Genomic DNA, 26,592 nt, shown 5'->3' on the forward strand with positions numbered 1-26,592 from the left:
GATGCCCTTCGCGACGGGGAGCCGGCCCGAGCGGCTGACGGTGATCCTGGTCCTGCTCACCGGGGTCACGGGCGTGGTCGAGGCCGTGAGCTTCCTGGGGCTCGGCCGCGTGTTCACGGCGGTGATGACGGGCAACGTGCTGTTCGCCGGCTTCGGCCTGTTCAACGACGAGTTCCGGCCGGCCGGGCCGGTCGTCTCCCTCGCGGCGTTCGCGGCCGGGGCCATCGCCGGGCACTGGGCGAACGGCGTGCTGGTCAGGCGGCGCGGGCCGCGGTGGCTGACGTTCGCGATCGCCGGCGAGGGCGTCCTGATCCTGGTGGCGGCGCTGCGGGCGCTGCTGCTCGGCGTGCATCCCGCCCTGCCCCTCCTGGTGGCCGCCGCGATCGAAGTGGTCGCAGGCGTGATCTGCCCTCCCCCTAAGGTCTAGCCCCGATCAGGCGGTCCAGGTGGGCCGTCAGCAGGGCCACGGCCTCCGTTCCCTCGTACTGCCCGGCCAGCACGCTCGACTGGAGCCCCGTCACCAGGGCGAGCACGATGCCCGCCGCGACCCTCGGGTCCTCGCCCTGGGCGACCTGGCCGGCCTCCTGCGCCTCCCGGATGTGGCGGGCGACCAGGTCGCGCAGCGCGTTCGCGTACGTCAGGCCGTCGGGGGCGAGCTCCGGCCGGGTCAGCGTGAGCGTGTAGTGGGCCTGGTAGGCCAGCGCGATCCGCCGGCTCTCGTCGTCCGTGGGGATCAGCGCCGGCAGCGCGCCGTACAGGAACGTGCGTGGCGTCACCGGCTCCCCGAGCGCCGCCACGCCCCGGGCCACCCGCTGGGCGATCAGCCCGCCCAGGTGCTTGAGCACGCCGCGCAGCAGCTCCTCCTTGGTGTGGAAGTAGTACTGCACCAGCCGCAGCGAGACACCGGCCTCGGCCGCCACCTCCCGCATGCTGGCCGCCTCCAGGCCGCGTGACGCGGCGATCCGGACGACCGCCTCGGCGATCTGGCTCCGGCGCTCCTCGTGGTCCACTCGCTTCGGCACGTTTTCATGGTACACATGTATCAAGAAGGTGGTCGAACGGAGGGAATCCATGGCAGATCGCCCCAAGATCGGTCGGTTCCGCAACGACAGGGCGGAGGAGCGGTACTTCGCCGGCTACGACGCGGCCATCCGCGACTTCCCGGTGCCGCTGGAGCCGCTCGACGTCCCCACCGCCTACGGCAGCACCCGCCTCTACCGCACCGGCGTCCCGGACGGCCTTCCGGTGGTCTTCCTGCCCGGCCACGGCGGCAACTCCCTGGGCTGGATCCACACCAGCGGCCCGATCGGCGCCGCCCACCCCGTCTACCTCGTCGACCCGGTCGGGGCGGCCGGGCGCAGCGTCCAGACCAGACCCCTCGACGGCCCCGGCGACCTGACCGACTGGCTCGGCGAGGTTCTCGACGGCATCGGCGCTCCCGCCGCGTACCTCGTGGGCTTCTCCTACGGCGGCTGGCAGGCGCTGCACGCGGCCATCCGCATGCCCGAGCGCGTGGCCGGGATGACGCTCCTCGACCCGGCCGCCTTCCGCGTCGCCGGGCTGCGCCACTACGCCTGGGGCTTCGCCTGCGGGCTCGGCCTCCACGCGCCGCCGTGGATCAGGCGGCCCCTGTCCCGGCTCATCCACACCGACTCGATCAACCGCAAGAGCGCGATCCTCATGGTCGCCATCTCGGGCACGTACCTGTACGAGCAGGCGCTCCCGCCGATGGTGCCGGTGACGGACGACGAGCTGGCCGCCGTCACCGTGCCCACCCGGATCCTGTTCGGCGCGCACAGCACCATGCAGGACTCGGCGGCGGAGGCCCGGCGGCTGGCCCGGCTCGTCCCGTCCGCTGAGGTGGAGCTGGTGCCCGGCAGCGGGCACTCGGTGGCGTTCGACGTGCCCGACCTCGTCAACGCGCGCATCCTGGAGCACGCGGGCCGCGTGGCCCGGCAGCCCGGCTGAAAACGGAATGACCGAGTCGCCCGCGCCCGAGTACCCTGCGCGAGGCGGATCGAATGAGGGAAGGCGCCATGGGGCATGTGGAGATCGGACATCTGACGTACGTGCTGCCCGACGGGCGGCCGTTGCTCAACGACGTGTCCTTCCGCATCGGCGAGGGGGTCAAGGCCGCCCTCGTCGGACCCAACGGCGCCGGCAAGACCACGCTGCTGCGGCTGATCGCCGGCGATCTCCAGCCCGTCGAGGGCAGCGTGGCCAGCTCCGGCGGGCTCGGCGTGATGCGCCAGTTCGTGGGCAGCGTGCGCGACGGCAGCACCGTCCACGACCTGCTGCTGAGCGTCGCCCCGCCGGCCGTGCGCAAGGCCGCCGAGCGGCTGGAGGCGGCCGAGCTGGTCATGATGGAGCGCGACGACGAGAAGGCGCAGCTCCGCTACGCCCAGGCCATCACCGACTACACCGACGCGGGCGGCTACGACATCGAGGTCCTCTGGGACACCTGCACCGTCGCCGCCCTCGGCGTGCCGTACGACAACGTGAAGTACCGCGACGTGTCGACCCTGTCCGGCGGCGAGCAGAAACGGCTCGTCCTGGAGGCGCTGCTGCGCGGCCCCGACCAGACGCTGCTGCTCGACGAGCCCGACAACTACCTCGACGTGCCCGGCAAGGAGTGGCTGGAGCGGCAGCTCAGGGAGACGCCCAAGACGGTCCTGCTGATCAGCCACGACCGCCAGCTCCTCGCCAACGCCGCCGACCGCATCGTCACCGTCGAGGCCGGCAACATCTGGATCCACGGCGGCGGCTTCGTCACCTACGCCGAGGCGCGCAGGGCCCGCAACGAGCGCCTCGACGAGCTGCGCAGGCGCTGGGACGAGGAGCACGCCAAGCTCAAGGCCCTGGTCAACATGCTGAAGAACAAGGCGCGCTACAACGACGGCATGGCCGCCGCCTACCACGCGGCGCAGACGCGGCTGCGCAAGTTCGTCGAGGCCGGCCCGCCGGAGGTGCCGCCCGCCGACCAGAACATCAGCATGCGGCTCAAGGGCGGCCGCACCGGCAAGCGCGCCGTCATCTGCGAGGGGCTGGAGCTGACCGGCCTGATGCGGCCGTTCGACATGGAGATCTGGTACGGCGAGCGCGTCGCGGTCCTCGGCTCCAACGGCTCGGGCAAGTCCCACTTCCTGCGGCTGTGCGCGGGCGAGCCGGTACGCCACGACGGGACGGCCCGCCTCGGCGCCCGGGTCGTGCCCGGCCACTTCGCACAGACCCACGCCCGCCCCGACCTGCTCGGCCGCACCCCGGTCGAGATCGTCATGACCGAGCACGCCCGCGACAAGAGCCAGGCCATGAAGGCGCTGGCCCGCTACGAGCTGGCGGGGCTGGTCGCCGAGCAGCGCTTCGACACGCTGTCCGGCGGGCAGCAGGCGCGGCTGCAGATCCTGCTGCTGGAGCTGTCCGGCGCCACGCTGCTGCTGCTCGACGAGCCGACCGACAACCTCGACCTGGCCAGCGCCGAGGCGCTTCAGCAGGGCCTCGACGCCTTCGACGGCACGGTCCTCGCGGTCACCCACGACCGCTGGTTCGCCGCCGACTTCGACCGCTTCCTCGTCTTCGGCTCCGACGGCACCGTCTACGAGTCGCCACACCCCGTGTGGGACGAGACCAGGGTGGTGCGGGCGCGTTAAAGAGTTGGTACGGCTGGCGCGTGTCCTCTGCCAGCCGTACCCATGAAGCGGCTATCACGGCAAAGTGATCCCGCGTAGCCGAACCGTCAGCCTCCTCGCACTCGGGGCGATCTGCCTCACCGGGTGCTCGACCGAGGTTTCGTCAGAACCCAAGCTCAAGCCGCTCACGCTCAAGGAGCAGGTGTCGCACGTCGCGAAGTCGTCCGACGGGTACGTCGTCAACTGGGCGGGAGTCCTCGCCAACGACAACCCGTGGCACTTCGGCGAGCACGTGGTGGCCACGATCGTCGGCCGCGACGCCGGCGGGCGTGAGGTGGTCCGGATGGACCAGCCGCTCGACGCCGTGCCGCCCGGCGGGGAGCTGGCCTTCACCGGCCACGCCAACGCCGAGCACAAGCCGGTGAAGGTGTCCATCGAGTACCGGCCCGCCCAGTGGCGGACCGCCGCCCGCGTCCCGTCGGCGTTCCGGCCGTTCCCGATCTCGCGGGTGCAGACGCTGCCGCAGAAGGACGGCTCCGTCGTGGTCACCGGCTATGTCGGCAACCCGTACCGGCTGCCGGCGGGCAGCCTCGTGGTCAACGCGCTGGTCCGCGACCGGGACGGCAAGCTGCTCGGGGGAGGCAGCACGTTCGTGGACGACGTCAAGCCGGGCCGGCCGCCGCGTTTCGTGCTGACCGTGGAGGGGCTGCCGGACAAGGCCAAGCCGACCGACGCCGAGGTGACGGCCCGCACGTGGGGCTCGACGGCGCGGCCGTACGAGGAGCTGGCGCTGGGCGGCGCGGTGCCGTTGCACACGATCAAGCCGTCCATGCCGCCGTTCGCCGTGGACCGGGGCAGCTCGGCCTTGACCGAGCACAAGGAGTGATCGGGGCCGCGTCCGTTTTTCCTCCCGGGACGCGGCCTGTCGATTAATGCGAAATATTCTCTAAATTGGGCGATAAATGGGTTTGAGGAGGCAATTGCGGAGCAGTTCTGCCCGCCAAGGTGAACGAGCCACGCCGTAGGCGCCGAAACGGTAGAACTACAAGTTACTAATCCATTACATTCGGTCATATGAATGACCGCGTCCTGGTCGAAGCGCTCCGCGCAGGCGACCCGGATGCCCTCGCCGCGCTCTACGACGCGTACGCCGAGGGCATCTATAGATACTGCTGGTCCCTTCTTCCGCACTCCGACAGCGCCCAGGTGGCGCTCCGCGACACGCTGATCGCGGCGGCCGCGCACGCCGGTTCCCTTTCCGACCCCGGGCGCCTGAGGACGTGGCTCTACGCGCTCGCCCACGCCGAGTGCCTGCGCCGGCGGCTGGCCGCCGTACGTCCCGACGCCGCGGAGCGGGCGGACGGTGCGGAGGCGCCCGCCGCCGGTCCCGGCTGGCCGGCCGACGAGCCGCCCTTCCCGACCGGCCGGCCCTTCCCGGCCGACCCGCCGTTCCCGACCGAGTCGCCCTTCCTGGCGGAGCCGCCCTTCCAGGCCGAGCCGCAGGGTGACCCCGCCGACGCCGACCTGCGCGTCATGGCGGCCAACGCGGTCCGCGGCCTGCCCGTCGCCGACCGGGCGGTGCTGGAGCTGACGACCCGGCACGGTCTCACCGTCCCCGAGGTGGCGGCGGTGCTCGGCGTGCGCCCGCGCCAGGTCGAGGCGGCCCGCGTGCAGGCCCGCGAGCGCCTGCGCGACGCGATCACGGCCGAGGTGCTGGCCCGCAAGGGCCCCTACGACTGCCCCGGCAGGGCCCGCATCCTCAGCGGCTTCGCCGGTGAGCTGACACCGGAGATGCGCGAGCAGCTCGTCCGGCACCTGTCCCGGTGCGAGACCTGCGCGCCGCACCGCGACCGGCCGGTGTCGGAGTCCAAGGTCTTCGACCTGGTGCCGCCGGTCCCGCTGCCCGGCGCCCTGCGGGTCAGGGTGCTGAGCTGCTTCGCCGATCCCGAGCTGCTGCCCTACCGGCGTTACGTCGCGCGGCGATCGGGGGCGCTGGGCCCCGCCGGGTTTCCCGAACCCGGTGACAGGCGGCCTCGCCGCTGGCCTCAGGCGCTGGCGGGCACACTGGCGGCGGTCGCGTCCATGGTGGCGATAGCCGCGGTCTTCCACCAGTTCCAGGACGACCTGCACAGGGGAGGAGGCGGCACCCCGGCGGCGCTCCCCGCGACGGCCGAGCCGCCCGGCGCCCGCATGCCGTGGCCCCCGGCGCCGGACGACCAGCCGATCGACGTCAGGCCCATCGTCGAGCCGATCGTGGACTCCCGGGCGACGTTCCCGTACGGGATGTTCCACTCGATGACGCCGGTCGAGCCGCCGCCGACCGCGGGGATCGTCCCCACCCAGGGCTCCCTGCCGGCCACCATGGGCGCCACCGGCGCGCCCGCCGCCCCCTCGTCGTCGCCGGCTGGCACGCCTCGAGGCCCGGGCGCTCCCGTCACGCCGTCCGGTGGCGTCCCCGGCACCCCGGGAGACCCCGGCGACGGCCGCCCCAGGGAGCACCAGAGCCACGGCCCGGCCCCCACGCCCTGCCCCACCGGCAAGCCGACCGCCGCACCCACCGGAAAGCCCACCGGAAAGCCCACGGGCAAGCCCGCCGGCGACCCCCCTGGTCATCCCGCCCCCAGCCACGTCTCCGGCCCTCCGGCCGGCCCTCGGCCGACTCCCGTTCCCGCCCCCACCCCGCCGCCGGCCACCACCCCGGTCCCGACCCCCGAGCAGCCGCCCACGCCGTCCTCCTCGGCGACTGCCTGAAATCGCCGATGCAGGCCTACCAGCTTCGCGAGGACCCGCACCTCGGCTGCCGGGTCTGCCCGCTGCCCGTCCGCGCGGAGCTGGCCGAGGCCGTGACCAGGAGCCACCGGATCACCTGGCCCACCTGGATCGACCGCGGGCCGCACATGCTCCGCCACGTCCTGGAGCTGTGCCGGCTGCGCACCGCCCGCGGTCTCGCCCTGCTGTACTGGCTGGCCGCCGACCTGCCGCCCGGCGAACTCGACTGGTTCTGGACCCCTCTCCGGCTGACCGGACCGCGGCAGGAGCGCATGTACGCGGCCGCCGCCGCGGTGCCCGACCCTGTGCTCGCCCTGGTGGTGGCCAACTGGACCTGGGCCCTGGCCAGCCCCCACGGCGGCCGGATCACCGCGTCCTACCTGGCCGGGGCCGCGTACCGGGGCGACGGCTTCCTGGCGGCCGACGCGACCATGACGCTGTACCAGACCTACGACCGGCACCCCGAGGCGCGCCCGGCGATCGCCGCGGCCTGGGCGGCCGCCCGGGTGGGGGCCGACTGGTGCAACGCCGCCGACCTGCGGGCCCGCTACCAGGCGCAGACGCCGGTCTTCACGTATCCCCGCGACACCTCCACGCCGACCCTTGGTGTCCGACCCTGGATCCAACGCCTGTTCCGCCTTGAGTGAACACGCTCGGTGAGCCTAACGTGTGCGCAGAGTGACCTCTGGGCAAGGTGGTGCGTAATGCCACCAACGAGGAGGGGGAAGCATGCGCTCCGTGAGGGTGTGCCTTGCCGCCTGCCTGGTCGTCGTCCTGTGCCCACCGGCCAACTCGGCGTCCGCCCCTGTCCTCGCGTCCGGCCGCCAGGGCGCGCCCGCCCGCGTGCCCGGCCCGGCGTTCGGACTCGTCGGCGCGCCGGTCGTGGCGGGGCGGCCGCCGTCCACGCGTGAGGTCTCCCGCGCCCGCCGCGCCGTACGGCAGCGCAACAAGGAACTGGGCGCCGCCAGCGCCGCGCTCGTCGACGCCCGCGCCCGCCTCGACGAGCTCACCGCGAGCGTCGAGCGGCGGGTCGAGGCGTACAACGGCGAGATGGTCCGGATGCGGCGGGCGAGCCAGGAGTACGACCAGGCGCGGGCCCGGCTCGCGTCGGCCGACGCGGAGGTCGAGTCGGCGCGGGGGAAGGTCGCGGCACTCGTCGCGGAGACCTACGGCGGCCTCGACCTGAGCAAGCCGTACCTGTTCATGATGAACGACACCGGCGACGACGACGGCTACCTGCACCGCGCCAGCGTGCTGGAGCACATGAGCGCCGAGCGCGCCGTCATCCTCTCCCGGATGCGCGACACCCAGGCCGTCGCCGGCATCCTGCGCGCGCAGGCGGCCGACGCCTACGCCGCGCAGGAGGAGGCGTCGCTGCGGGCGGAGCGGGCCAAGGTCGCGGCCGAGCAGGCCGTCGCCCGGCAGCGGGAGGAGACCAGGGGCCTGCGCAGGGAGCTCCGCACCTTGGAGCACCGGGTCGACGCGGCGCGGAGCAGGGCCGACCGGCTGGCCAGGGAGCGGGAGGCGGCCCGCCAGGCCCGGCTCGCCGGTCTCGGGGCCGCCGGCCTGGTCGGCAAGGGCTCGTCCGGAGGCGACCTGGCGGCCAACTGGGCGCTCACCCAGCTCGGCAAGCCGTACGTGTGGGCGGCCGCCGGGCCGACGAGCTACGACTGCTCCGGCCTGACCATGCGGGCCTGGGAGCAGGTGGGGGTGCGGCTGGACCACTGGACGGGCACCCAGTGGACCTCCGGCCCGCACATCCCGTACGACCAGCTACGCCGCGGTGACCTGCTGTTCTTCGGGTACGAGAGCGAGGACCCCGGCACCATCCACCACGTGGGGATCTACGTGGGCGACGGCATGATGGTCCACGCGCCCCAGACCGGAGACGTGGTGCGCGTGGCCTCGATGTGGCGGACCGACCTGGTGGGCGCCACCAGGCCGGCGGCCTGAGGAGTGTGTCAGTGGGCGTGGCCCTCCTCGCGCGCCCGCTCGAACGAGCGCTTGATCTCGACCTCGGCCTCCATGCGGCCCACCCAGTTGGCGCCCTCGACGGACTTGCCGGGCTCCAGGTCCTTGTAGACCTCGAAGAAGTGCTGGATCTCCAGCCGGTCGAACTCCGGCACGTGGTGGATGTCGCGGATGTGCTCCATACGCGGGTCGGTGGACGGGACGCAGAGGACCTTGTCGTCGCCGCCCTTCTCGTCGGTCATCCGGAACATGCCGACCGCGCGGCAGGTGATGTAGCAGCCCGGGAACGTCGGCTCCTGAAGCAGCACCAGCGCGTCGAGCGGGTCGCCGTCCTCGCCGAGGGTGTTCTCGATGAAGCCGTAGTCGGCGGGGTACTGCGTGGAGGTGAACAGGAGCCGGTCAAGCCTGATCTTCCCGGTCTCGTGGTCCACTTCGTACTTGTTCCGTTGTCCCTTGGGAATCTCAACGACAACGTCGAACTCCACCGCGGTTCCTCCGCTCATCCCCCCCGGCACCCCCGGGCGGGCGTTAATGTCTCGTAGGCGAACACCAGGAGAGAGGTCAGGGACGTGGTGCGGCACGAGCGGTGGGTGATGCTGACCACGCTCGCCCTGCTCCAGATCCTGACGATCGTCACCGGCGTGTGGGCGGTGACGACCAGCCTGGACGTGGACGCCATGACGAGGCAGCCGTCACCGGACGAGCCGACGGCGTCTCCCGAGGGGTCTCCCGCGGCCCCCGTGGTCACCGCCGGCCCGGTCCTTTCCGGGCTTGCGGCGAGGGCCGGAGACGGACCTCTCCCGACTAAGAGTACTTTGACCCGTCAGCTCACCGACGCCCTGGGTGACAAAGAGCTGGGGGCCCGGGTGGGCGCCGTCGTCCTCGACGCGGCCACCGGGCAGCGGATCTTCGCCGCCAACGCCGACACCGGCATCACCCCCGCCTCCACCACGAAACTGGTCACCAGCATCGCGGCCCTGGCCTCGCTCGGCCCCGACGCCCGCTTCGCGACCCGCGTCGTGCAGGGCGCCACTCCGGGCGCGGTCGTGCTGGTCGGCGGCGGAGACCCCACGCTGGCCGGCCCGTCGGCCAAGCCCGGCGCCTACCCCAAGCCGGCGTCGCTGGCCACGCTCGCCGCGCGCACCGCCGCGGCGCTCAAGGCCAAGGGCGTCACCAAGGTCACGCTCTCTTACGACGCCTCGCTCTACACCGGCCCGCGGGTCTGCTCCTGCTGGAAGCCGAACTACATACCCGACGGTGAAGTCGCGCCGGTGTCCTCGCTGGTGATCGACGAGGGGCGCCGCTACCCCAGCCAGTCCACGCCGCGCGTCACCGACCCGCCGCGCTTCGCCACCGCCGCGTTCGCCCGGCTCCTCGGCCGCCAGGGCATCAGCGTGTCAGGGTCGGCGCGGCCCGCCAAGGCACCCGCGGGCGCGGCCGAGCTGGCCCGGGTCGAGTCGCCGCCCGTCTACGCCCTCGTGGAGCACACGCTGACGTTCAGCGACGACGACCTGGCCGAGGCGCTGGCCCGCCAGGTGGCCGTCAAGGAGGGGCAACCCGCCTCCTTCGACGGCGGCGCCGCGGCGACCCTCCAGGTGCTCAAGCGCCTCGGCCTCCCGGGCGGGGTCCAGATCCGCGACGGCAGCGGACTGTCGCCGTTCAACCGCATCAGCCCCGACGCGCTGGCCCGCGTCATCGCCACCGCGGGCAGCGCCGCCCACCCCGAGCTGAGGGCGGTGGCCTCCGGCATGCCCGTCGCCGGCTTCTCCGGCACGCTCGGCAACGGCCGCCGCTTCACCTCCGCCGACAGCAAGGGGCAGGTGGGGCTCGTCCGCGCCAAGACGGGCACGCTCAACAACGTCAACACACTGGCGGGGCTCGCGACCACCAAGGACGGCCGCCTCGTCACGTTCGCCTTCATGGCCGACCGCGTCCCCCTCAACGCCGAACCCGTCCTCGACAAGCTCGCCGCCATAGTCGCGCGCTCCTGACGTGCCGTTTCGCTACCCGGAGGACACGGCGCTGGGGGGCTCCTCAGTCCAGACCCCGGCGCTCCTTCGCGGGTTTGATGGCGATCCTGCGGATCGCGGCTCAGTCGCTTGACCCGGTGTCTTCCCTCGTCGTTCGGTCGCTTCGCTCCCTCTCTCCTCAGTCCAGACCCCGGCGCTCCTTCGCGGGTGGGGAGCGGACAACGTACGGTGGACGGTATGCAGGTGATCGACTGGGATCTGGCCGTCTCGACCGGCACGCGCCTGGTGCGCCCCGGTCCCCAAGTGAGCCGTGAAGAGGCCAGACAGGCCGTCACCGAGCTCCGCACGCTCTCCCGCGAGGCCGAGGGCCACGTGCGCGAGTTCACCAAGATTCACGCTGACACCGCGCCGCAGCCGGCGACGGTCGTCGACCGGCCCGGCTGGATCAGGGCCAACGTCGAGGGCTTCCGCGTCGTGCTGGAGCCGCTGACCGAGCGCATCGGCAGCGGCGCCAACCCGCCGCCGCCGATCGTGACCGCCGTGGGCTCGCGCATCACCGGCGTCGAGGTGGGCGCCGTGCTCGCCTTCCTCGCCTCGCGCGTGCTCGGCCAGTACGAGCTGTTCCTGCCGCCGGACCCGTCGGGCCGCGAGCCGGCGGGCCGCCTGACGCTGGTGGCGCCCAACATCGTCCACGCCGAGCGGGAGATGAACGTCGACCCGCACGACTTCCGCCTCTGGGTGTGCCTGCACGAGGAGACCCACCGGGTGCAGTTCACCGGCGTTCCGTGGCTGCGCGAGTACATCCGCGCGCAGATGACCGAGTTCCTGCTCGCCTCCGACCTCGACCTGGGCACCATCATCGAACGGCTGCGCGGCGCCGCCGACACCGTGGCCGACGTGGTGCGGGGCGGCGAGGGCAACCTCATCGACGTCATCCAGTCGCCGGCCCAGAAGGAGATCCTCGACCGGCTGACTGCCGTGATGACGCTGGTGGAGGGGCACGGCGACTACGTGATGGACGCCGTGGGCCCGTCCGTGGTGCCCACGGTCGCCGACATCCGGGCCAAGTTCGCCCAGCGTCGCGAGGGCGGCTCCAAGCTGGACCGCACGATCCGCCGCCTGCTCGGCATCGAGCTCAAGATGAAGCAGTACGCCGAAGGCTCGGCGTTCGTGCGCACGGTGGTGGGCAAGGTCGGCATGGACGGCTTCAACCGGATCTGGACCTCGTCGGAGACGCTGCCGACGACGGGTGAGATCTCCGACCCGGACGCCTGGATCCGCCGCGTCATCGGCGCCCCGGCGCTGCCGGCCTGACCGGAGCCGCCGCCCGTGGGTCCGCATCCGGCCGTGGCCGACGTCCGGAGGGCCGTGCGCGAGGCACTGGCCGGGCCGGCGCAGGGTGGGCCGGTGCTCGTCGCGTGCAGCGGCGGCGCCGACTCGCTGGCGCTGGCGGCGGCGCTCGGCTTCGTGGCGTCCCGCGCCGGCCTGGAGTCGGGGCTGCTCACGGTGGACCACCAGCTCCAGCCGGGCTCGGCCGAGCGGGCCGAGCAGGTCGCCGCCCTGGCCGCGTCCCTCGGGCTGGGCATGGCCGAGGTCCTCACCGTCGAGGTGGGCACCGAGGGGGGCCCGGAGGCGGCGGCCCGCGACGCCCGCTACCGGGCGCTGGCCGAGGCCGCCGACCGGCTCGGGGCGCGGGCCGTGCTGCTCGGGCACACCCGTGACGACCAGGCCGAGACCGTGCTGCTCGGGCTGGCCAGGGGCAGCGGGCCGCGGTCGATCTCGGGGATGGCCGCGCGGAGCGGACGCTATCTCAGGCCGTTCCTCGACCTCCCGAGGGCGACGACGGTGGCCGCGTGCCTCGCGCTCGGCCTGACCCCGTGGGACGACCCGCACAACGAGGACCCGCGCTACACCCGGGTCCGGGTGCGGACGCGGATCCTGCCGCTGCTGGAGTCGGAGCTCGGGCCGGGGGTGGCCGAGGCGCTCGCCCGGACCGCCGCGCTGGCCCGCGAGGACGCCGACGCGCTCGACGAGTGGGCCGATCGGGCCTACCAGGATTGCGCTCTTAGCGATATCGACGGTTCGGTGACGTTGTCCGTACCGGCGCTCGAAGCCCTGCCCAGCGCGGTGCGCAGGCGGGTCCTGCGGCGCGCGGCGGTCGCGGCGGGGGCGCCCGCCGGGTCGCTGTCGGCGACGCATGTACGCGCCGTAGACCGCCTGGTCACGCACTGGCGCGGGCAGAAGCCCGTCGACCTGCCCGGGGGGCGGGCCGCGGTCAGGCGGTGTGGCACCCTGATACTCGCCATCAGTCCCATCCCGTAAGGAACCACAGGTGGACGCTGCCGACATGGGCCAGGACCTGGAGAAAGTCCTCATCGCCGAGGACGAGCTCCAAGCGAAGATCAAGGAGCTCGCCGAGCGGATCGACCAGGACTACGCGGGCAAGGACGTCCTGCTCGTGGGCGTGTTGAAGGGCGCGGTCATGGTGATGGCCGACCTGGCCAGGGCGTTGCACGTGCCCGTGCAGATGGACTGGATGGCGGTGTCGTCCTACGGGGCGGGCACCAGGTCGTCCGGCGTGGTGCGGGTGCTGAAGGACCTGGACACCGACATCATGGGCCGCCACGTGCTGATCGTCGAGGACATCATCGACTCCGGCCTGACCCTGCACTGGCTGCTGGAGAACCTCAAGTCGCGCGATCCCGCGTCGCTGGAGATCTGCACCGCGCTGCGCAAGCCCGACGCGGTGAAGGTGCCGATCGACGTGAAGTACGTGGGTTTCGACATTCCCAACGAGTTCGTCATCGGATATGGCCTGGACTACGCGGAGCGTTACCGCAATCTGCCCTTCATCGGAACCCTTGCTCCCCACGTTTACAAGTAGCAATCCGAAGAGGAGCCGGGAACACTACCAGACCTGACGTACGTTGGTAGGGCAAGACCGGTGTAGCGGGCGGTCCCTCCGCGCGCTCTGCCGGTGTACCTTCTGACTTCTGAAGGGTGACCGCGCGTCCTCTTCGGGTAGTCGGAAGTTCTCGCGGTTTCGGATGCCGCGGCCCCCGGGACGCGTCCCGGGGTTCAAGGCCATGGTCAGGAAGGGACGGGCCCGCAAGGGGTTCCGCATCGGATGGATCTCAAGCGATTTACACGTGGGCCACTGCTGTGGATCCTGGGCATCGTCGTGCTGCTCCTGCTCGTCACCCAGCTCTGGAGCGGCGGCGGAAACTTCAAGCAGGCCGACACGTCCACGGTCCTTCAGCAGATTCGCAATGGAAACGTCAACAACGCGAAGATTGTCGACAAGGATCAGCGGATCGAGCTGACGCTCAACAGCCCGATCACGATCCGGCCGGGTGACACCCCGACCAAGACGATCCAGGCGGACTGGGTGGGCGGCTACGGCCCCAAGCTGACCGAGGAGCTGCAGGCGCAGTACCAGGCCGGCAAGACCAAGAGCTTCACCACCGAGGTGCCGCAGGAGAACTTCCTCGTCAGCATCCTGGTGAGCTTCCTGCCGCTCGTCATCATCGTCCTCATCTTCCTGTTCGTCATGAACCAGATGCAGGGCGGCGGCTCGCGGGTGATGAGCTTCGGCAAGTCCAAGGCCAAGCTGATCACCAAGGACACCCCGAAGACCACCTTCGCCGATGTCGCGGGGGCCGACGAGGCCATCGAGGAGCTCCAGGAGATCAAGGAGTTCCTGCAGGCCCCGGCCAAGTTCCAGGCGATCGGCGCCAAGATCCCCAAGGGCGTGCTGCTGTACGGCCCGCCCGGCACCGGCAAGACCCTGCTGGCCCGCGCGGTCGCGGGCGAGGCCGGGGTCCCCTTCTACTCGATCTCCGGCTCCGACTTCGTCGAGATGTTCGTCGGCGTCGGCGCCTCCCGCGTCCGTGACCTGTTCGAGCAGGCCAAGGCCAACGCCCCCTCGATCATCTTCATCGACGAGATCGACGCCGTCGGCCGCCACCGCGGCGCCGGCCTGGGCGGCGGTCACGACGAGCGCGAGCAGACCCTCAACCAGCTGCTCGTCGAGATGGACGGCTTCGACGTCAAGGGCGGCGTGATCCTCATCGCCGCGACCAACCGGCCCGACATCCTCGACCCGGCGCTGCTGCGGCCGGGCCGTTTCGACCGCCAGGTCACCGTCGACCGCCCCGACCTGGAGGGCCGCAAGGGCATCCTGCGCGTCCACGGCCGCGGCAAGCCGTTCTCGCCGGACGTCGACCTCGACGTCATCGCGCGCCGCACGCCGGGCTTCACCGGAGCCGACCTGGCCAACGTGATCAACGAGGCGGCGCTGCTGACCGCGCGCGCCGACCAGAAGCTGATCACGATGGACGTCCTCGAGGAGTCGATCGACCGCGTCATGGCAGGGCCCGAGCGCAAGACCCGGGTCATGTCCGACAAGGAGAAGAAGATGATCGCCTACCACGAAGGCGGTCACGCGCTGGTGGCGCACGCGCTGCCCAACTCCGACCCGGTCCACAAGATCACGATCCTGTCCCGGGGCCGCGCGCTCGGCTACACGATGACGCTGCCGATGGAGGACAAGTTCCTCGCCACGCGTTCCGAGATGATGGACCAGCTCGCGATGCTGCTCGGCGGCCGCGCGGCGGAGGAGCTCGTCTTCCACGAGCCCACCACCGGCGCCTCCAACGACATCGAGAAGGCCACGGCCGTCGCCCGGCGCATGGTCACCGAGTACGGCATGAGCGAGCAGCTCGGCGCCCGTAAGTTCGGAAGCGGTCAGGCCGAGGTGTTCCTCGGCCGCGAGATGGGCCACGAGCGCGATTACTCCGAGAAGATCGCTTCCACGATCGACGAAGAGGTCCGCCGCATGATCGAGACGGCGCACGACCAGGCGTGGGACATCCTGGTCCAGTACCGCGACGTCCTCGACAACCTCGTGCTGGAGCTCATGGAGAAGGAGACCCTCTCCCGCGAGCAGGTTCTCCAGATCTTCGCCCCGGTCGTGGTCAAGGAGCACCGCCCGTCCTACGCCGGCTACGGCAAGCGGCTCCCGTCCGACCGTCCGCCGATCCTGACCCCGAAGGAGCAGTCGGCCAACGGCTCGCTCACCGCGGGCCACCAGGACGCGCTGCCCTCCGGAGACGGTGCGTGAGTTCGCACGACGTAGACCTGGGCCGGATCGAGAAGGCCGTCCGCGAGATCCTCTACGCCATCGGCGAGGATCCCGACCGTGACGGCCTGCTCGACACCCCGGCCCGGGTCGCCCGCGCCTACGCCGAGCAGTTCTCCGGCCTGGGCCAGACCCCCGAGGACGTGCTGAACAAGGTCTTCGACGTCGACCACGACGAGATGGTGCTGGTCAAGGACATCGAGGTCTACTCCACCTGCGAGCACCACCTGGTGCCGTTCCACGGCTTCGCGCACGTGGGCTATATCCCCAACGACCGCGGTCATGTGACGGGCCTGTCCAAGCTGGCGCGCCTGGTCGACGTCTACGCCCGGCGCCCGCAGGTGCAGGAGCGGATGACGTCGCAGATCGCCGACGCGCTCATGCATGTGCTGGAGCCGCGCGGGGCGATCGTGGTGCTGGAGTGCGAGCACCTGTGCATGACCATGCGCGGGGTCCGCAAGCCGGGCGCCAAGACCGTCACCTCCGCCGTCCGCGGCGACTTCCGCACCAGCGACAAGACCCGCGCCGAGGCGATGGCGCTTATTTTGGGACGACTGTAGTTTTCTTCTGTTACGGCACAGCCAACATGGCGCCAGTCGCCGTACGGGGCTGAGGGCCTCCAGGGACACGGCCGCTGAACCCGCACATGGCCGGTCGCCGTTACGCGCGCGACGCCGGCCATGGCTTCCCTCAACGCCTGGCCCTCAACCCCTGGCCCTCAACTCCTGGCCCTCAACCCCTGCCCCTCGGCCCTGGCTTCCGCCGGCCGCCGGCTCCGGCCTTCACCGCCGATCCCCGGCCCCGAGGCGTCCCGATCGCCGGCCACCCGGGACGACCACCCCGTACACGGACCATCAGGGCGTGTCGCGAGGGGTGGGGGATCGCCGGGTGGGGAGTAATAAGGGGCCAAAAACGTGAGGACCGGCGGCAAGCCGGCCCGCGTGGGATTCGTTATCCACAATGGGGTACCCATGACATCAACAGGTCTGGGCAAGCGCCTAGGCTTGGGCCATGACAAGCGGGCCGACAAGCGTGCCAGGACTGGCAGCCGAGGAGCGGTGCCTCGTCATGGGCGTGGTCAACGTGACGCCCGACTCCTTCTCCGACGGCGGCCTGTGGTTCGGCGAGGAGGCCGCGGTCCGGCACGGGCTGGAGCTGGTCGATGAGGGAGCCGACATCGTCGATGTGGGAGGCGAGTCCACCCGTCCCGGAGCGGCGAGGGTGTCCCTGGAGGAGGAGCTGGCCCGCGTCGTGCCGGTCATCAGGGAGCTCAGCGCGCGGGGCGTGGCGGTCAGCGTCGACACGATGCGCGCCGAGGTCGCCAGGGCGGCCGTGGAGGCCGGGGCCCGTCTGGTCAACGACGTGAGCGGCGGCCTGGCCGATCCCGACATGCCGCGCGTGGTGGCCGACACCGGTGTCCCCTACGTGGTGATGCACTGGCGCGGCCACAGCGCCGACATGGAGACGCGGGCCGTCTACGCCGACGTGGTGACCGAGGTGCGCGAGGAGCTCGCCAAGCGGGTCGATCTGGTGCTGGCCGAGGGCGTGTCCGAGGAGCAGATCGTGCTCGACCCGGGCCTCGGCTTCGCGAAGACCGCCGACCACAACTGGGCGCTGCTGGCCGGCATGCCACGCCTGGCCGAGCTGGGCTATCCGCTGCTCATCGGTGCCTCGCGCAAGAGGTTCCTGGGGCGGCTGCTGGCCGGCGACGACGGCGCGCCCCGCCCGTTCAGCCGTAGTGACGACGCCACCGTGGCCGTGACGGCGCTGGCCGCACGGGCCGGCGCCTGGTGCGTCAGGGTTCACAAGGTGGCGCCCAACGCCGACGCCGTCCGCGTGGCCGCCGCGTGGGAGAGAGCAGGAGCCGATACATGAGCGTCGACACTGCGGCCATCGAGACGGTCAACCAGGATTTCTACACCGCGATCGAGGCCGGCGACCTCGACCGGATGACCGAGATCTGGGCCGAGGACTCCGCCGACGAGCAGGTCACCTGTGTCCACCCGGGGTGGTCGCTGCTGGCGGGGCGCTCCGAGGTGCTGCGCTCGTGGGCGCTCATCATGGCCAACACCACCTACATCCAGTTCGTGCTGACCGACGTCAGCACGACCGTGCTGGGCGACGTGGCGGTCCTCACGTGCGTCGAGAACATCCTCACCGCCGGTGACGAAGGTGAGTCGAGCTTCGCCGCGGGCAAGGTCGTGGCGAGCAACGTCTACGTCCGCACCCCGCAGGGGTGGCGGCTGTGGATGCACCACGGCTCACCGGTGCTGCAGGGCGACGACGACGAGGAGGAGGACGACGAGCTTGAACACTGACCGGATCACGCTGAAGGGCCTGCGGGCCAGGGGGCGGCACGGGGTGCTGCCGGCCGAGCGGGAGCTGGGGCAGGAGTTCGTGGTCGACGCGACGCTGTTCCTCGACACGGCGCCCGCCGCGGCGGCCGACGACCTCACGCTCACGGTCCACTACGGCGAGCTGGCCCAGGCGCTGGTCAAGGTCGTGGAGGGGGAGCCGGTCGAGCTGATCGAGACGCTGGCGCAGCGCCTGGCCGACGTGTGCCTGGCCGACGACCGGGTCCGCGAGGCCGAGATCAGCGTGCACAAGCCGGCCGCGCCGATCCCCTTGCCGTTCGACGACGTGATCGTGACGATCCGCCGGAGCCGCCCATGAGGCCCCTCATGAGCCGGCCCGCGGGCCGTGTCGCTCACGTGCCCGCGAGTCGCGTGCCCGCTCTCGAAGGTGTGGACGACGATGTGTACGTGACGATCGAGTGGAGTCGCCCATGAGATGCGTCCTGTCCCTCGGCAGCAACCTCGGCCGGCGCTTCGACACGTTGCAGGGGGCCGTCGACACGCTGTTCGACGCTCCGGGCATGGAGTTCGTCGCGGCGTCGCCGGTCTACGAGACGGACCCGGTGGGCGGCCCCGCGGGGCAGCGGCCGTACCTCAACGCGATCGTGATCGCCGAGACCTCGTTGCCGCCGCGCACGCTGCTGGAGCGGGCGCAGAGCGTCGAGAACGCGTTCGGCCGGGAGCGGCTGGAGCGGTGGGGTCCCCGCACGCTCGACATCGACCTCGTGATCGTGGGCGACACGGTCTGCGACGACCCCGACCTCACGCTGCCGCACCCGCGCGCCCACGAGCGGGCGTTCGTGCTGGTGCCGTGGTGGCGGGCCGACCCGGAGGCCGAGCTGCCCGGTCACGGCCCGGTGGCGGACGTGCTGGCGGGCCTCGACCAGCGGGGTGTGCGGCTGCGTGACGACCTGAAGCTGCAGAGGCCCGATTGAGGCCGACCCGTCCCGGCGTGCTCGTCGGTCTCGTCGTCGTCGTGGCTCTGCTCACCTGGATGGTGGTGCGGCAGTTCTATGCCGACCTGCCCATCGTGCCGTGGACCGCGATCCCGACCGTGCTGCTGCTGGCGCTCGGCGAGGCGTACAGCGCGTGGATGACCAAGGCGCGTCTCGACCGCAAGCCGGGCACCAAGCCGGTGGAGCCGCTGGCGGTGGCGCGGCTGGCCGCCCTGGCCAAGGCGTCGTCGTACGTGGGGGCGGTGTTCGGCGGGATGTTCGCCGGGTTCGCGCTGCACACGGTCCAGTTGTTCACCCGGGAGACGCCGCGCGTGGAGTTCTTCATCGCGACGGGCTCGTTCCTGGCGTTCGTGGCGCTCATCTGCGCCGCGCTGTTCCTGGAGCACTCCTGCCGCATCCCGGAAGGCCCTGAGGACTCCGGCCCGCGCTAGAGTCTCGCACTCAGAGGCCGAGGTAGAGCAGCACCGCATGCTCCACCTCGGCCATCTCATCTCTGGCCAGGTAATGGACCGGCTCGCCGTGGACGAAGGACGTGTCGATCGTGCGGATCTGATCGACGAGGAGCTGGGTTCGTCGCCCACCGAACTCGATCTCAGGCCTGAAGACGGTTGGTTGCGCGCTGCTGGAGGCCGGAATGATGGTGGCGACGGTCCACGACATGTCTGAGGGGCTCAAGACGAGACCGAAACGCTTTCCTCGCTGCTCATGGGCTCGCTTGGCCTCGCCCAGATCTACCCGGTAGATCGCGCCGCGGATCACCAGGCGTCCTCTTCGGTGGACAGGTCCTCGTCGGCGAGCCGTTGCGCGTCGGCGCGGGCCTGCTTGAGCCAGACCTCACGCTCCAGAAGCCGGAGCGCGCGACGGATCACGTCGCTGGTTTTCTCGCCCTCTTCCATGGCGGCCTTGATGATGCGCTCGTCCTCAGGGGTAGCCCGGAAGCCGATGTTCGTCATGTCTCAAGGGTAACCCGTTGGGTTCAACTTTTGTCATGCAATTGTTCGACGTGAGCGGGACGGGGGCGGCCGAAGAGGTAGATGACCGGGAGCGTGCAGATCAGCGGCCCCAGGATGGCGATCGGGCGTTCAAGCCACCACTTGAAATCCGGCGGCACCTTCCCGCCCAGCGTGCCGAACAGCCACCACGACACCCCCAGCGCGATCGCCATCCCCGTGGTGTGGAAGAGGAACAGCGGCAAGGCGAAGCGGTTGATCATGGTGTTGACGCGCCGCCAGCGCGGCCTCTCCAGCACCCGTTCCATCGACGGCCGCAGCACCTCGACCAGCCCGATCTGGAAGATCAGCAGGGCGACGATGACGAACGTGGGCGGCGCCATGTTCGACCACTTGTCGCCCGGCACGCCCACCATGGACCCCGGGTAGATGCCCGAGTAGACCAGGCCGAACAGCGCGAACAGCCCCGTCCACAGGACGCCCACGTCGTAACGGCGGGGCAGGATGACGATCCGGTCGTAGAAGAAGCCGGCCTGGTGGGCGAGGCCCCAGACCACGATCATGTTGAGCCAGCCCGCCCACTCCACGCCGTACCGGAAGCGCACCACGTCCACGACCAGCGCCGCGCCGCCGAGCCAGATGAGCGCCAGCACGTCGTAGCGGCGGTGCAGCCACAGCGCCACCGGCAGCAGCGCGATGAGCACGAGGTAGACGCCGAGGAACCACAGCGGGCTGAGCACGAGCAGCACCACCCGCCACATCCAGTCGACCTCGAACGCCCAGGTGACGACCGCGCCGATGAGCGTCCACACGCCCGACAGGAAGAGCGCGGGCACGGCCAGCGCTCGGATGCGCCGCCACACGAACGCGCCGATGCCGACGCCGCGCCCCTTGGCCCGCTCCCAGGACAGCAGGTGGACGTGCCCGCCGACGTAGAAGAACAGCGGCAGCACCTGGAGCAGCCAGGTGAGGATCCACAGCCCCGAGGTGAACCCCAGGGGGCTGGTCGGCTCGGGCCCGCCGGGCTCCCACTGCAGGATCGTGAACGCCCAGTGCCACACCACGACGACGATGAGGCTGAGGGCGCGCAGCCAGTCGACGTACTTGTCCCGGACGACGGCGGGGGGTGCCGGGGATTCGGGGGTGGTCACTTGTCGATGTCACCCACGACGAAGAACATCGAGCCGAGGATCGCCACCATGTCGGCCACCAGGTGCCCGGGCAGCATCTCGCGCAGCACCTGGATGTTGTTGTACGAGGCCGAGCGGAGCTTGAGCCGCCACGGCGTCTTGTCGCCCTTGGAGACGAGGTAGTAGCCGTTGATGCCGAGGGGGTTCTCGGTCCAGGCGTACGTGTGGCCCTCGGGGACCTTCAGCACCTTGGGCAGGCGCTGGTTGACGGGGCCGGGAGGCAGCGAGCGGAGCCGCTCCACGCAGGCGTCGGCCAGGTCGAGGGAGACCTTGAGCTGCTCCAGCAGCACCTCGAAGCGGGCGTGGCAGTCGCCCGCCTGGCGCGTGACGACCTTCACGGGCAGCTCGGGATAGGCGAGGTACGGCTGGTCGCGCCGCAGGTCGAGGTCCACGCCGGAGGCGCGGGCGATGGGGCCGCTGACGCCGTACTGCATGATCTGCTCGGGCCGGAGCACGCCCACGCCCCTGGTGCGGGCCAGGAAGATCTCGTTGTGCAGGATGAGGTCCTCGATGTCGGGGACGCGGCGGCGGGTCTCGGCCACCGCCTCCGACACCCGGTCGAGCCAGCCGTACGGGAGCTCCTCCTTGAGACCGCCGACCCGGTTGAACATGTAGTGCATGCGGCCGCCGGAGATCTCCTCCATGACGGCCTGGATGCGCTCGCGCTCGTTGAAGGCGTAGAAGACCGGGGTGATCGCGCCGAGCTCCAGGGGGTAGGAGCCGAGGAACATCAGATGGCTGAGGACCCGGTTGAGTTCGGCCAGCAGCGTGCGCGCCCAGACGGCGCGCACGGGCGGCTCCATGCCGAGCAGGCGTTCGGCGGCGATGACCACGCCCAGCTCGTTGGCGAAGCCGGACAGCCAGTCGTGCCGGTTGGCCAGCATGATGATCTGCCGGAAGTCGCGCACCTCGAACAGCTTCTCGGCGCCCCGGTGCATGTAGCCGATGATCGGCTCGGCCGTGGCGATGCGCTCGCCGTCGAGCGTGAGGCGCAGCCGCAGGACGCCGTGGGTGGACGGGTGCTGCGGGCCGATGTTGAGGATCATGTCCTCGGTCGCCAGCTCTTTCGCGCCCGCGCCGATGCCGACCACGCGTTCCGTCATAGGGCCATGCTGCCACCGGCCGCCGTGCCGATCCAGCGCGGGGTGGCCGGCCTCTGTCCTCGCGGCACGGTCAAGGAACGGTATGGACGCGCATCGCTAAAACCGGACTAGGGGAGATAAAGCGGTATCGGGGGGAGGTATCTCTATGAAGAGATTCGTGTTCGATGTAGCCGCGTTGATCTCGCGCGTCCTGATCGGCGTCATCTTCGTGTCTACCGGAATGCAGAAGTGGCAGGCCGGCCTGGGGGCCACGTCCAAGATGTTCACCCAGGCCGGCGTGCCGTTGCCACAGCTCGCCGCCGCGTACGCGATGACGGCGGAGACCCTGGGGGGCGCTCTGCTGATCATCGGGCTCGCTGTGCGCCTGGGGGCGCTGGCGCTGCTCGGCGTGCTCGCGGGAGCCTTCGTCTTCGTCCACATGGGGCACGGGATCTCCAGCAAGACCGGTGGCTGGGAGTTTGTGGGAGCCCTGGCGGCGGGATGTGTGCTGCTGCTCGCGCTGGGGGGCGGGCGAATCGGCGTCGACGGGGTGCTGTCCGCCTGGTACCGGCGCCGTCGCGTCCAGAAGCAGGCGGCCGGCGCCCCCGCGGGCGCGGGCGCCGGCGCGGCCTCGACGGAGCCCATGTACCGGGGGCCGATCCCGGCCGTGCCGAAGACGTCTCCACCGGAGCGCGCGGCTCCGGCCGGGCCCAGGACACCTCCGGCAGAGCCTGCGACACCTTCGGGCGAGCCGACCACGCCCATGCACAGGGCCGAGACTCCAGGGGAGACGGGTGGCACGGCGGCCGGGGACACGACGCCCCGGCACCCGTACGGTGACCAGGGACGCCGTCCCGGTGACCTCAACGAGGAGGACATGAGCGACATCGACGCCCTCTTCTCGGAGGACCACCCGACCCGCAAGCCGCCCAACCGCTGACCGCGCCGGACCGCCCGCCGCCCCTTGGGCGGACCGCCTCACACGTGGCCGCCTCGGGGGAGGCAGGGCGGAGCCAGCTCAGAGCGAGGCGGTGGCCGTCAGGACGAGACGGTGGCGTGGCGGGTGGTCAGGTCGCGGAGGGCGGCCACGAGACGGTCCACGTGCTCCTCGGTGGTCCCGATCCCGATCGAGGCCCGCACCGCCGAGGCCGTGCCGTCCTCGCAGCCCTCATCCGCGGTGCCGCCGAGCAGGTGCCGCACGAACGGGTGCGCGCAGAACTTCCCGTCCCGCACCCCGATCCCGTACTCGCCCGACAGCGCCTCGGCGACCTCGCGCGCCGCGAGCCCGTCCACCGTGAACGACACGATGCCCACGCGCGGGTGGTCCGGCCCCCACAGCGACAGCTCCCGCACGCCCTCGATCGAGGCGAGCCCGGCGCGCAGCCGCGCGATCAGCCGCTCCTCCTCGCGCACCAGCGCGGTCCAGCCCGTGGCGGTGAGCGCGTCGCAGGCGGCGGCCAGCGCGATGGCGCCCAGCACGTTCGGCGTGCCGGCCTCATGGCGCGGCTCCGGGTCCTCGTGCCACTCGGTGGCGCCGGAGCCGGCCGGGGCGACCGAGCGGACCGCCCCGCCGCCCTTCAGGTACGGCTCGCCCTCCGCCAGCCAGTCGCGGCGCCCGACCAGCACCCCGGCGCCGAACGGCGCGTACAGCTTGTGGCCCGAGAACGCCACGTAGTCGAGGTCGAGCGCCGTCAGGTTGAGCCGCCGGTGCGGCACGAGCTGGGCGGCGTCCACGAGGATGCGCGCCCCGTGGCGGTGCGCGATGTGGGCCAGCGCCGCGATCGGCCACAGCTCGCCGGTGACGTTCGAGGCGGCCGTGACGACGAGCAGCTTGGGCCCGTCCAGGGCGGCCAGCGCCTCGTCGGCCGCGCGGACGGCCTCGCCGGGGAACGCGGGCGGCGCGAGCCGCACCACCCGCTCCCACGGCAGGAGCGAGGCGTGGTGCTCGGTGTCGAAGACGACGGCCGTGGTGCCGGCGGGCAGGCAGCCGGCCAGCAGGTTCGTGGCGTCGGTGGTGTTGCGGGTGAAGATCACGGCGTCGTCGGGGCGGGCGCCGGCGAAGGCGCGGACCGTGTGCCTGGCCTGCTCGTACCGGGCGGTGGTGAGCTGGGAGGCGTAGCCGGCGCCGCGGTGGACGCTGGAGTAGGCCGGGAGCGCGGCGGTGACGGCGGCGCTGACCGGCTCCAGACAGGGGGCGCTGGCCGCGTAGTCCAGGTTGGCGTACCCGACGAGGCGCCCGCCCTTGACCGGCACCTCCAGGTCGGCGCCGAGCACGGCGGGGATCTGGCGGTGACCGCGCGGCTGCGACGGCGCGGCGGCGGACTGGGCGGGAACGGTGCCGAAGATGCTCAACGTGGACAAGGCGAACCTCCTGGAGGGCCATCGGACCCCTGGAGCAGCCTCGGAGCCCGCGCTTGCCCGCCACACCTCGTGACGGACCAGGTCTTCACCCGGGGCACCCCGCCGCGGACGCGAGGGTTGCCGGCCAGCGAGCCGGGGCTTGGCGCTGGCACTCATGACCTATGTCCCGAACTATAACCGACGCTCCCGGCCGGATCGCAACCTCGCGAACTTCCCGGGCCCCTGAGTCGTTGGTCCTGGGAAACCCGCAGACCCCGGTGCGAACGTGGAGGTAAGCAGATGCTGGACTGGGTGACCGACCCTCAGATCTGGATAGGGTTCTTCACCCTTGTCGCTCTGGAGATCGTCCTAGGTATCGACAACATCATCTTCATCTCCATCCTCGCCGGAAAGCTCCCGCCCGAGCAGCGCGACAGGGCCCGCGTGCTCGGTCTCGCGGCGGCGCTGGTCAGCCGGCTGCTCCTGCTGCTGGCGCTGTCGTGGGTGGTGCGGCTGACGGCTCCGCTGTTCGAGGTGTTCGGCTACGAGATCTCGGGACGCGACCTGATCCTGCTGCTGGGCGGGCTGTTCCTGCTCGCCAAGAGCGTCACCGAGATCGGCCACAGCATGGAGCTGAAGGAGGAGGACGGCAAGAAGCGCGCGGCCACCTCGTTCGTGTCGGTCATCGTGCAGATCATGGTGCTCGACGTCGTCTTCTCGCTCGACTCGGTCATCACGGCCGTGGGCATGGTGGACGAGCTGGGCGTGATGGTCGCCGCCGTGATCGTGGCCGTGCTGGTGATGCTGTTCGCCTCCGGTCCGATCAGCCGGTTCGTGGACCGGCACCCGAGCATCAAGATGCTGGCCCTGGCGTTCCTCGTGCTGATCGGCGTGGTGCTCATCGCCGAGGGGCTCGGCCAGCACATCTCCAAGGGCTACATCTACTTCGCCATGGCTTTCTCCGTCATCGTGGAGCTCCTGAACATCCGCATGCGCAGCCGTCACGCCAGGCAGCTCACCGCCTCGGAGGAGCCTCCTAAGATGCAGTAGTGCGCTTTGACCCCCAGAATCCGAATTTCGTCGCCGACCCGTACGACGTCTACGACGAGCTGCGCCGCACGGCGCCGGTGACCTACTACGAGCCCACCGACCAGTGGCTCATCTCCCGGCACGCCGACGTGAACGCCCTGCTCAGGGACCGCCGCCTGGGCCGGACCTACCTGCACGTGGCCACCCACGAGGAGTTCGGCCGGCGGCCCGAGCCGGACTTCCAGGAGCCGTTCTGGCGGGTCAGCAGGAACGGCATGCTGGAGGTCGAGCCGCCGCTGCACACGCGGCTGCGGCGGCTCGTGTCCAAGGCGTTCACGCCGCGCATGGTCGAGTCGCTGCGCCCCCGTGTGCGGGCGATCGCCGGGGACCTGGTGGACGCGTTCGTGGAGAAGGGCGGCGGCGACCTCATCGCCGAGGTCGCCGAGCCGCTCCCGGTGACGGTCATCGCGGAGATGCTGGGCATCCCCGAGTCCGACCGGCACCTGCTGCGCCCCTGGTCGGCCGACATGTGCGGCATGTACGAGCTGAACCCCACGCCCGAGGCGCAGCACGCGGCGGTGCGCGCGGCCGAGGAGTTCGAGGCGTACCTGAAGGTCCTGGCCCGCGAGCGCGCCGCCGCCCCCGGCGACGACCTGATCAGCGCGCTGGCCGGCATCGACGAGCTGACCGACGACGAGCTGGCCGGCACCTGCGTGCTGCTGCTCAACGCCGGCCACGAGGCCACGGTCAACGGCACGGGCAACGGCTGGTGGTCGTTGTTCAGGCACCCGGAGGAGCTGGCCAGGCTGCGCGCCGACCGGTCCCTGCTGCCGACGGCGGTCGAGGAGGTGCTGCGCTACGACACGCCGCTCCAGCTCTTCGAGCGGTGGGTGCTGGAGGACGTCGAGGTCCACGGCGTGCGCATCCCCCGCGGGTCCGAGGTGGCGCTGCTGTTCGGCTCGGCCAACCGTGACCCGGAGGTGTTCGGCGACCCGGACCGGCTGGACGTGGGCCGGGCCGACAACCCGCACATCTCGTTCGGCGCGGGCATCCACTTCTGCCTGGGCGCGCCGCTGGCCCGCATCGAGATGGTGGAGTCGTTCGGCGCGCTGCTGGACCGGACGAGCGAGCTGGAGCTCGTCAGCGAGCCGTCCTGGAAGCCGGGGTACGTGATCCGCGGGCTGCGCGCCCTGGACCTTCGCGCCGCCGCCTGAT

Annotated in this window: 28 protein-coding genes and 1 riboswitch; of the genes, 21 read left to right on the forward strand and 7 right to left on the reverse strand. The window is 71.4% G+C overall.

Going from position 1 to position 26,592, the window contains the following annotated elements; genetic code table 11:
* Position 1 precedes the first annotated feature (1 nt).
* Positions 2 to 427 carry a DUF1275 family protein gene (locus AB0H81_RS03340; RefSeq protein ID WP_358368544.1) on the forward strand — a complete coding sequence of 142 codons (426 nt, stop codon included), beginning with the start codon at positions 2 to 4 and terminating at the stop codon, positions 425 to 427.
* Here AB0H81_RS03340 and AB0H81_RS03345 read toward each other — a convergent pair.
* A complete protein-coding gene (locus AB0H81_RS03345) occupies positions 417 to 1,022 on the reverse strand; it encodes a TetR/AcrR family transcriptional regulator (protein ID WP_358368547.1) in 606 nt (201 codons plus the stop codon). The two genes, AB0H81_RS03340 and AB0H81_RS03345, sit on opposite strands and share 11 nt — an antisense overlap.
* A 49-nt stretch (positions 1,023 to 1,071) precedes the next feature.
* On the opposite strand from AB0H81_RS03345, the gene AB0H81_RS03350 reads away from it, so the two are divergent.
* The 6 genes from AB0H81_RS03350 (at position 1,072) to AB0H81_RS03375 (ending at position 8,348) form a co-directional block, all read left to right on the forward strand.
* Positions 1,072 to 1,968 carry an alpha/beta hydrolase gene (locus AB0H81_RS03350; RefSeq protein ID WP_358368549.1) on the forward strand — a complete coding sequence of 299 codons (897 nt, stop codon included), beginning with the start codon at positions 1,072 to 1,074 and terminating at the stop codon, positions 1,966 to 1,968.
* A gap of 68 nt (positions 1,969 to 2,036) precedes the next feature.
* Positions 2,037 to 3,647, forward strand: a complete 1,611-nt coding sequence (locus AB0H81_RS03355) for an ATP-binding cassette domain-containing protein (RefSeq protein WP_358368552.1) — start codon at positions 2,037 to 2,039, stop codon at positions 3,645 to 3,647.
* A gap of 64 nt (positions 3,648 to 3,711) precedes the next feature.
* Entirely contained in the window at positions 3,712 to 4,512 is an 801-nt protein-coding gene (locus AB0H81_RS03360; RefSeq protein ID WP_358368555.1) for a hypothetical protein, read from the forward strand.
* Positions 4,513 to 4,700: 188 nt separating this feature from the next.
* On the forward strand, positions 4,701 to 6,377 hold the full coding sequence (locus AB0H81_RS03365) for a sigma factor-like helix-turn-helix DNA-binding protein (RefSeq protein ID WP_358368557.1): 1,677 nt from the start codon (positions 4,701 to 4,703) through the stop codon (positions 6,375 to 6,377).
* An 8-nt stretch (positions 6,378 to 6,385) separates the two neighbouring features.
* Positions 6,386 to 7,042 carry a hypothetical protein gene (locus tag AB0H81_RS03370; RefSeq protein WP_358368560.1) on the forward strand — a complete coding sequence of 219 codons (657 nt, stop codon included), beginning with the start codon at positions 6,386 to 6,388 and terminating at the stop codon, positions 7,040 to 7,042.
* 82 nt (positions 7,043 to 7,124) lie between these two features.
* Positions 7,125 to 8,348: an NlpC/P60 family protein gene (locus tag AB0H81_RS03375; protein ID WP_358368563.1), complete on the forward strand. Its 1,224-nt coding sequence runs from the start codon at positions 7,125 to 7,127 to the stop codon at positions 8,346 to 8,348.
* An 8-nt stretch (positions 8,349 to 8,356) separates the two neighbouring features.
* Here the strand turns inward: AB0H81_RS03375 and AB0H81_RS03380 are convergent, their stop codons facing one another.
* Entirely contained in the window at positions 8,357 to 8,851 is a 495-nt protein-coding gene (locus AB0H81_RS03380) for an inorganic diphosphatase (RefSeq protein ID WP_358368565.1), read from the reverse strand.
* 84 nt (positions 8,852 to 8,935) lie between these two features.
* Here AB0H81_RS03380 and dacB point away from each other — a divergent pair, with 84 nt between their 5' ends.
* From dacB to AB0H81_RS03435, 11 genes are all read left to right on the forward strand, one after another.
* The gene (gene dacB, locus AB0H81_RS03385) at positions 8,936 to 10,357 is read left to right on the forward strand and encodes a D-alanyl-D-alanine carboxypeptidase/D-alanyl-D-alanine-endopeptidase (RefSeq protein ID WP_358368568.1); all 1,422 of its coding nucleotides are present in this window, start codon (positions 8,936 to 8,938) and stop codon (positions 10,355 to 10,357) included.
* Between the two features lie 216 nt (positions 10,358 to 10,573).
* The gene (locus tag AB0H81_RS03390; protein ID WP_358368570.1) at positions 10,574 to 11,650 is read left to right on the forward strand and encodes a zinc-dependent metalloprotease; all 1,077 of its coding nucleotides are present in this window, start codon (positions 10,574 to 10,576) and stop codon (positions 11,648 to 11,650) included.
* 15 nt (positions 11,651 to 11,665) lie between these two features.
* Positions 11,666 to 12,658, forward strand: a complete 993-nt coding sequence (gene tilS / locus AB0H81_RS03395; protein ID WP_358368573.1) for a tRNA lysidine(34) synthetase TilS — start codon at positions 11,666 to 11,668, stop codon at positions 12,656 to 12,658.
* A gap of 10 nt (positions 12,659 to 12,668) precedes the next feature.
* Positions 12,669 to 13,220, forward strand: a complete 552-nt coding sequence (hpt, locus tag AB0H81_RS03400; RefSeq protein ID WP_358368575.1) for a hypoxanthine phosphoribosyltransferase — start codon at positions 12,669 to 12,671, stop codon at positions 13,218 to 13,220.
* A 243-nt stretch (positions 13,221 to 13,463) separates the two neighbouring features.
* Entirely contained in the window at positions 13,464 to 15,458 is a 1,995-nt protein-coding gene (ftsH, locus tag AB0H81_RS03405) for an ATP-dependent zinc metalloprotease FtsH (protein ID WP_358368578.1), read from the forward strand.
* Positions 15,455 to 16,036 (forward strand): GTP cyclohydrolase I FolE, encoded by a 582-nt coding sequence (folE, locus tag AB0H81_RS03410; protein WP_358368580.1) that lies wholly within the window; start codon positions 15,455 to 15,457, stop codon positions 16,034 to 16,036. The genes ftsH and folE overlap by 4 nt, the downstream gene beginning before the upstream one ends.
* Positions 16,037 to 16,487: 451 nt before the next feature.
* Positions 16,488 to 17,351 carry a dihydropteroate synthase gene (gene folP, locus AB0H81_RS03415; protein ID WP_358368583.1) on the forward strand — a complete coding sequence of 288 codons (864 nt, stop codon included), beginning with the start codon at positions 16,488 to 16,490 and terminating at the stop codon, positions 17,349 to 17,351.
* Positions 17,348 to 17,794, forward strand: a complete 447-nt coding sequence (locus AB0H81_RS03420) for a nuclear transport factor 2 family protein (RefSeq protein WP_358368586.1) — start codon at positions 17,348 to 17,350, stop codon at positions 17,792 to 17,794. Before folP ends, AB0H81_RS03420 begins: the two co-directional genes overlap by 4 nt.
* Entirely contained in the window at positions 17,784 to 18,149 is a 366-nt protein-coding gene (gene folB, locus AB0H81_RS03425; RefSeq protein WP_358368587.1) for a dihydroneopterin aldolase, read from the forward strand. Before AB0H81_RS03420 ends, folB begins: the two co-directional genes overlap by 11 nt.
* A gap of 112 nt (positions 18,150 to 18,261) precedes the next feature.
* Positions 18,262 to 18,765 (forward strand): 2-amino-4-hydroxy-6-hydroxymethyldihydropteridine diphosphokinase, encoded by a 504-nt coding sequence (gene folK / locus AB0H81_RS03430; RefSeq protein WP_358368590.1) that lies wholly within the window; start codon positions 18,262 to 18,264, stop codon positions 18,763 to 18,765.
* Between the two features lie 17 nt (positions 18,766 to 18,782).
* Positions 18,783 to 19,217: a DUF3180 domain-containing protein gene (locus tag AB0H81_RS03435; RefSeq protein ID WP_358368593.1), complete on the forward strand. Its 435-nt coding sequence runs from the start codon at positions 18,783 to 18,785 to the stop codon at positions 19,215 to 19,217.
* A 10-nt stretch (positions 19,218 to 19,227) separates the two neighbouring features.
* Here the strand turns inward: AB0H81_RS03435 and AB0H81_RS03440 are convergent, their stop codons facing one another.
* The 4 genes from AB0H81_RS03440 to AB0H81_RS03455 are packed head-to-tail and all read right to left on the reverse strand — an operon-like array spanning position 19,228 to position 22,029.
* Positions 19,228 to 19,545: a type II toxin-antitoxin system PemK/MazF family toxin gene (locus tag AB0H81_RS03440; RefSeq protein WP_358368595.1), complete on the reverse strand. Its 318-nt coding sequence runs from the start codon at positions 19,543 to 19,545 to the stop codon at positions 19,228 to 19,230.
* Positions 19,542 to 19,739, reverse strand: a complete 198-nt coding sequence (locus tag AB0H81_RS03445) for a hypothetical protein (protein ID WP_175590011.1) — start codon at positions 19,737 to 19,739, stop codon at positions 19,542 to 19,544. Before AB0H81_RS03445 ends, AB0H81_RS03440 begins: the two co-directional genes overlap by 4 nt.
* 23 nt (positions 19,740 to 19,762) lie before the next feature.
* Positions 19,763 to 20,887 (reverse strand): acyltransferase, encoded by a 1,125-nt coding sequence (locus AB0H81_RS03450; protein WP_358368598.1) that lies wholly within the window; start codon positions 20,885 to 20,887, stop codon positions 19,763 to 19,765.
* Complete coding sequence (locus AB0H81_RS03455) at positions 20,884 to 22,029, reverse strand: NADH-quinone oxidoreductase subunit D (protein WP_358368600.1); 1,146 nt, start codon at positions 22,027 to 22,029, stop codon at positions 20,884 to 20,886. The genes AB0H81_RS03450 and AB0H81_RS03455 overlap by 4 nt, the downstream gene beginning before the upstream one ends.
* A gap of 145 nt (positions 22,030 to 22,174) precedes the next feature.
* Here AB0H81_RS03455 and AB0H81_RS03460 point away from each other — a divergent pair, with 145 nt between their 5' ends.
* Complete coding sequence (locus AB0H81_RS03460; protein ID WP_358368601.1) at positions 22,175 to 22,948, forward strand: DoxX family membrane protein; 774 nt, start codon at positions 22,175 to 22,177, stop codon at positions 22,946 to 22,948.
* A gap of 98 nt (positions 22,949 to 23,046) precedes the next feature.
* On the opposite strand, the gene AB0H81_RS03465 is transcribed toward AB0H81_RS03460, so the two are convergent.
* Positions 23,047 to 24,291 (reverse strand): aminotransferase class V-fold PLP-dependent enzyme, encoded by a 1,245-nt coding sequence (locus AB0H81_RS03465; RefSeq protein WP_358368831.1) that lies wholly within the window; start codon positions 24,289 to 24,291, stop codon positions 23,047 to 23,049.
* A gap of 122 nt (positions 24,292 to 24,413) precedes the next feature.
* Positions 24,414 to 24,529: riboswitch (SAM riboswitch) on the reverse strand.
* A 119-nt stretch (positions 24,530 to 24,648) separates the two neighbouring features.
* Between AB0H81_RS03465 and AB0H81_RS03470 the strand changes: the two genes are divergently transcribed.
* A complete protein-coding gene (locus tag AB0H81_RS03470; RefSeq protein ID WP_358368604.1) occupies positions 24,649 to 25,398 on the forward strand; it encodes a TerC family protein in 750 nt (249 codons plus the stop codon).
* Positions 25,398 to 26,591: a cytochrome P450 gene (locus tag AB0H81_RS03475; RefSeq protein ID WP_358368607.1), complete on the forward strand. Its 1,194-nt coding sequence runs from the start codon at positions 25,398 to 25,400 to the stop codon at positions 26,589 to 26,591. The genes AB0H81_RS03470 and AB0H81_RS03475 overlap by 1 nt, the downstream gene beginning before the upstream one ends.
* The last annotated feature ends 1 nt before the right edge of the window (position 26,592 follow it).

The organism is Nonomuraea sp. NPDC050691, from assembly GCF_040654455.1.
Taxonomy (GTDB): Bacteria; Actinomycetota; Actinomycetes; order Streptosporangiales; family Streptosporangiaceae; genus Nonomuraea.

Coding starts and splice junctions, on each gene's coding strand:
- AB0H81_RS03340 (WP_358368544.1), top strand. CDS start 2: ATGCCCTTCGCGACGGGGAGCCGGCCCGAGCGGCTGACGGTGATCCTG.
- AB0H81_RS03350 (WP_358368549.1), top strand. CDS start 1,072: ATGGCAGATCGCCCCAAGATCGGTCGGTTCCGCAACGACAGGGCGGAG.
- AB0H81_RS03355 (WP_358368552.1), top strand. CDS start 2,037: ATGGGGCATGTGGAGATCGGACATCTGACGTACGTGCTGCCCGACGGG.
- AB0H81_RS03365 (WP_358368557.1), top strand. CDS start 4,701: ATGAATGACCGCGTCCTGGTCGAAGCGCTCCGCGCAGGCGACCCGGAT.
- AB0H81_RS03370 (WP_358368560.1), top strand. CDS start 6,386: ATGCAGGCCTACCAGCTTCGCGAGGACCCGCACCTCGGCTGCCGGGTC.
- AB0H81_RS03375 (WP_358368563.1), top strand. CDS start 7,125: ATGCGCTCCGTGAGGGTGTGCCTTGCCGCCTGCCTGGTCGTCGTCCTG.
- AB0H81_RS03390 (WP_358368570.1), top strand. CDS start 10,574: ATGCAGGTGATCGACTGGGATCTGGCCGTCTCGACCGGCACGCGCCTG.
- ftsH (WP_358368578.1), top strand. CDS start 13,464: ATGGATCTCAAGCGATTTACACGTGGGCCACTGCTGTGGATCCTGGGC.
- folP (WP_358368583.1), top strand. CDS start 16,488: ATGACAAGCGGGCCGACAAGCGTGCCAGGACTGGCAGCCGAGGAGCGG.
- AB0H81_RS03420 (WP_358368586.1), top strand. CDS start 17,348: ATGAGCGTCGACACTGCGGCCATCGAGACGGTCAACCAGGATTTCTAC.
- folK (WP_358368590.1), top strand. CDS start 18,262: ATGAGATGCGTCCTGTCCCTCGGCAGCAACCTCGGCCGGCGCTTCGAC.
- AB0H81_RS03445 (WP_175590011.1), bottom strand. CDS start 19,739: ATGACGAACATCGGCTTCCGGGCTACCCCTGAGGACGAGCGCATCATC.
- AB0H81_RS03455 (WP_358368600.1), bottom strand. CDS start 22,029: ATGACGGAACGCGTGGTCGGCATCGGCGCGGGCGCGAAAGAGCTGGCG.
- AB0H81_RS03460 (WP_358368601.1), top strand. CDS start 22,175: ATGAAGAGATTCGTGTTCGATGTAGCCGCGTTGATCTCGCGCGTCCTG.
- AB0H81_RS03470 (WP_358368604.1), top strand. CDS start 24,649: ATGCTGGACTGGGTGACCGACCCTCAGATCTGGATAGGGTTCTTCACC.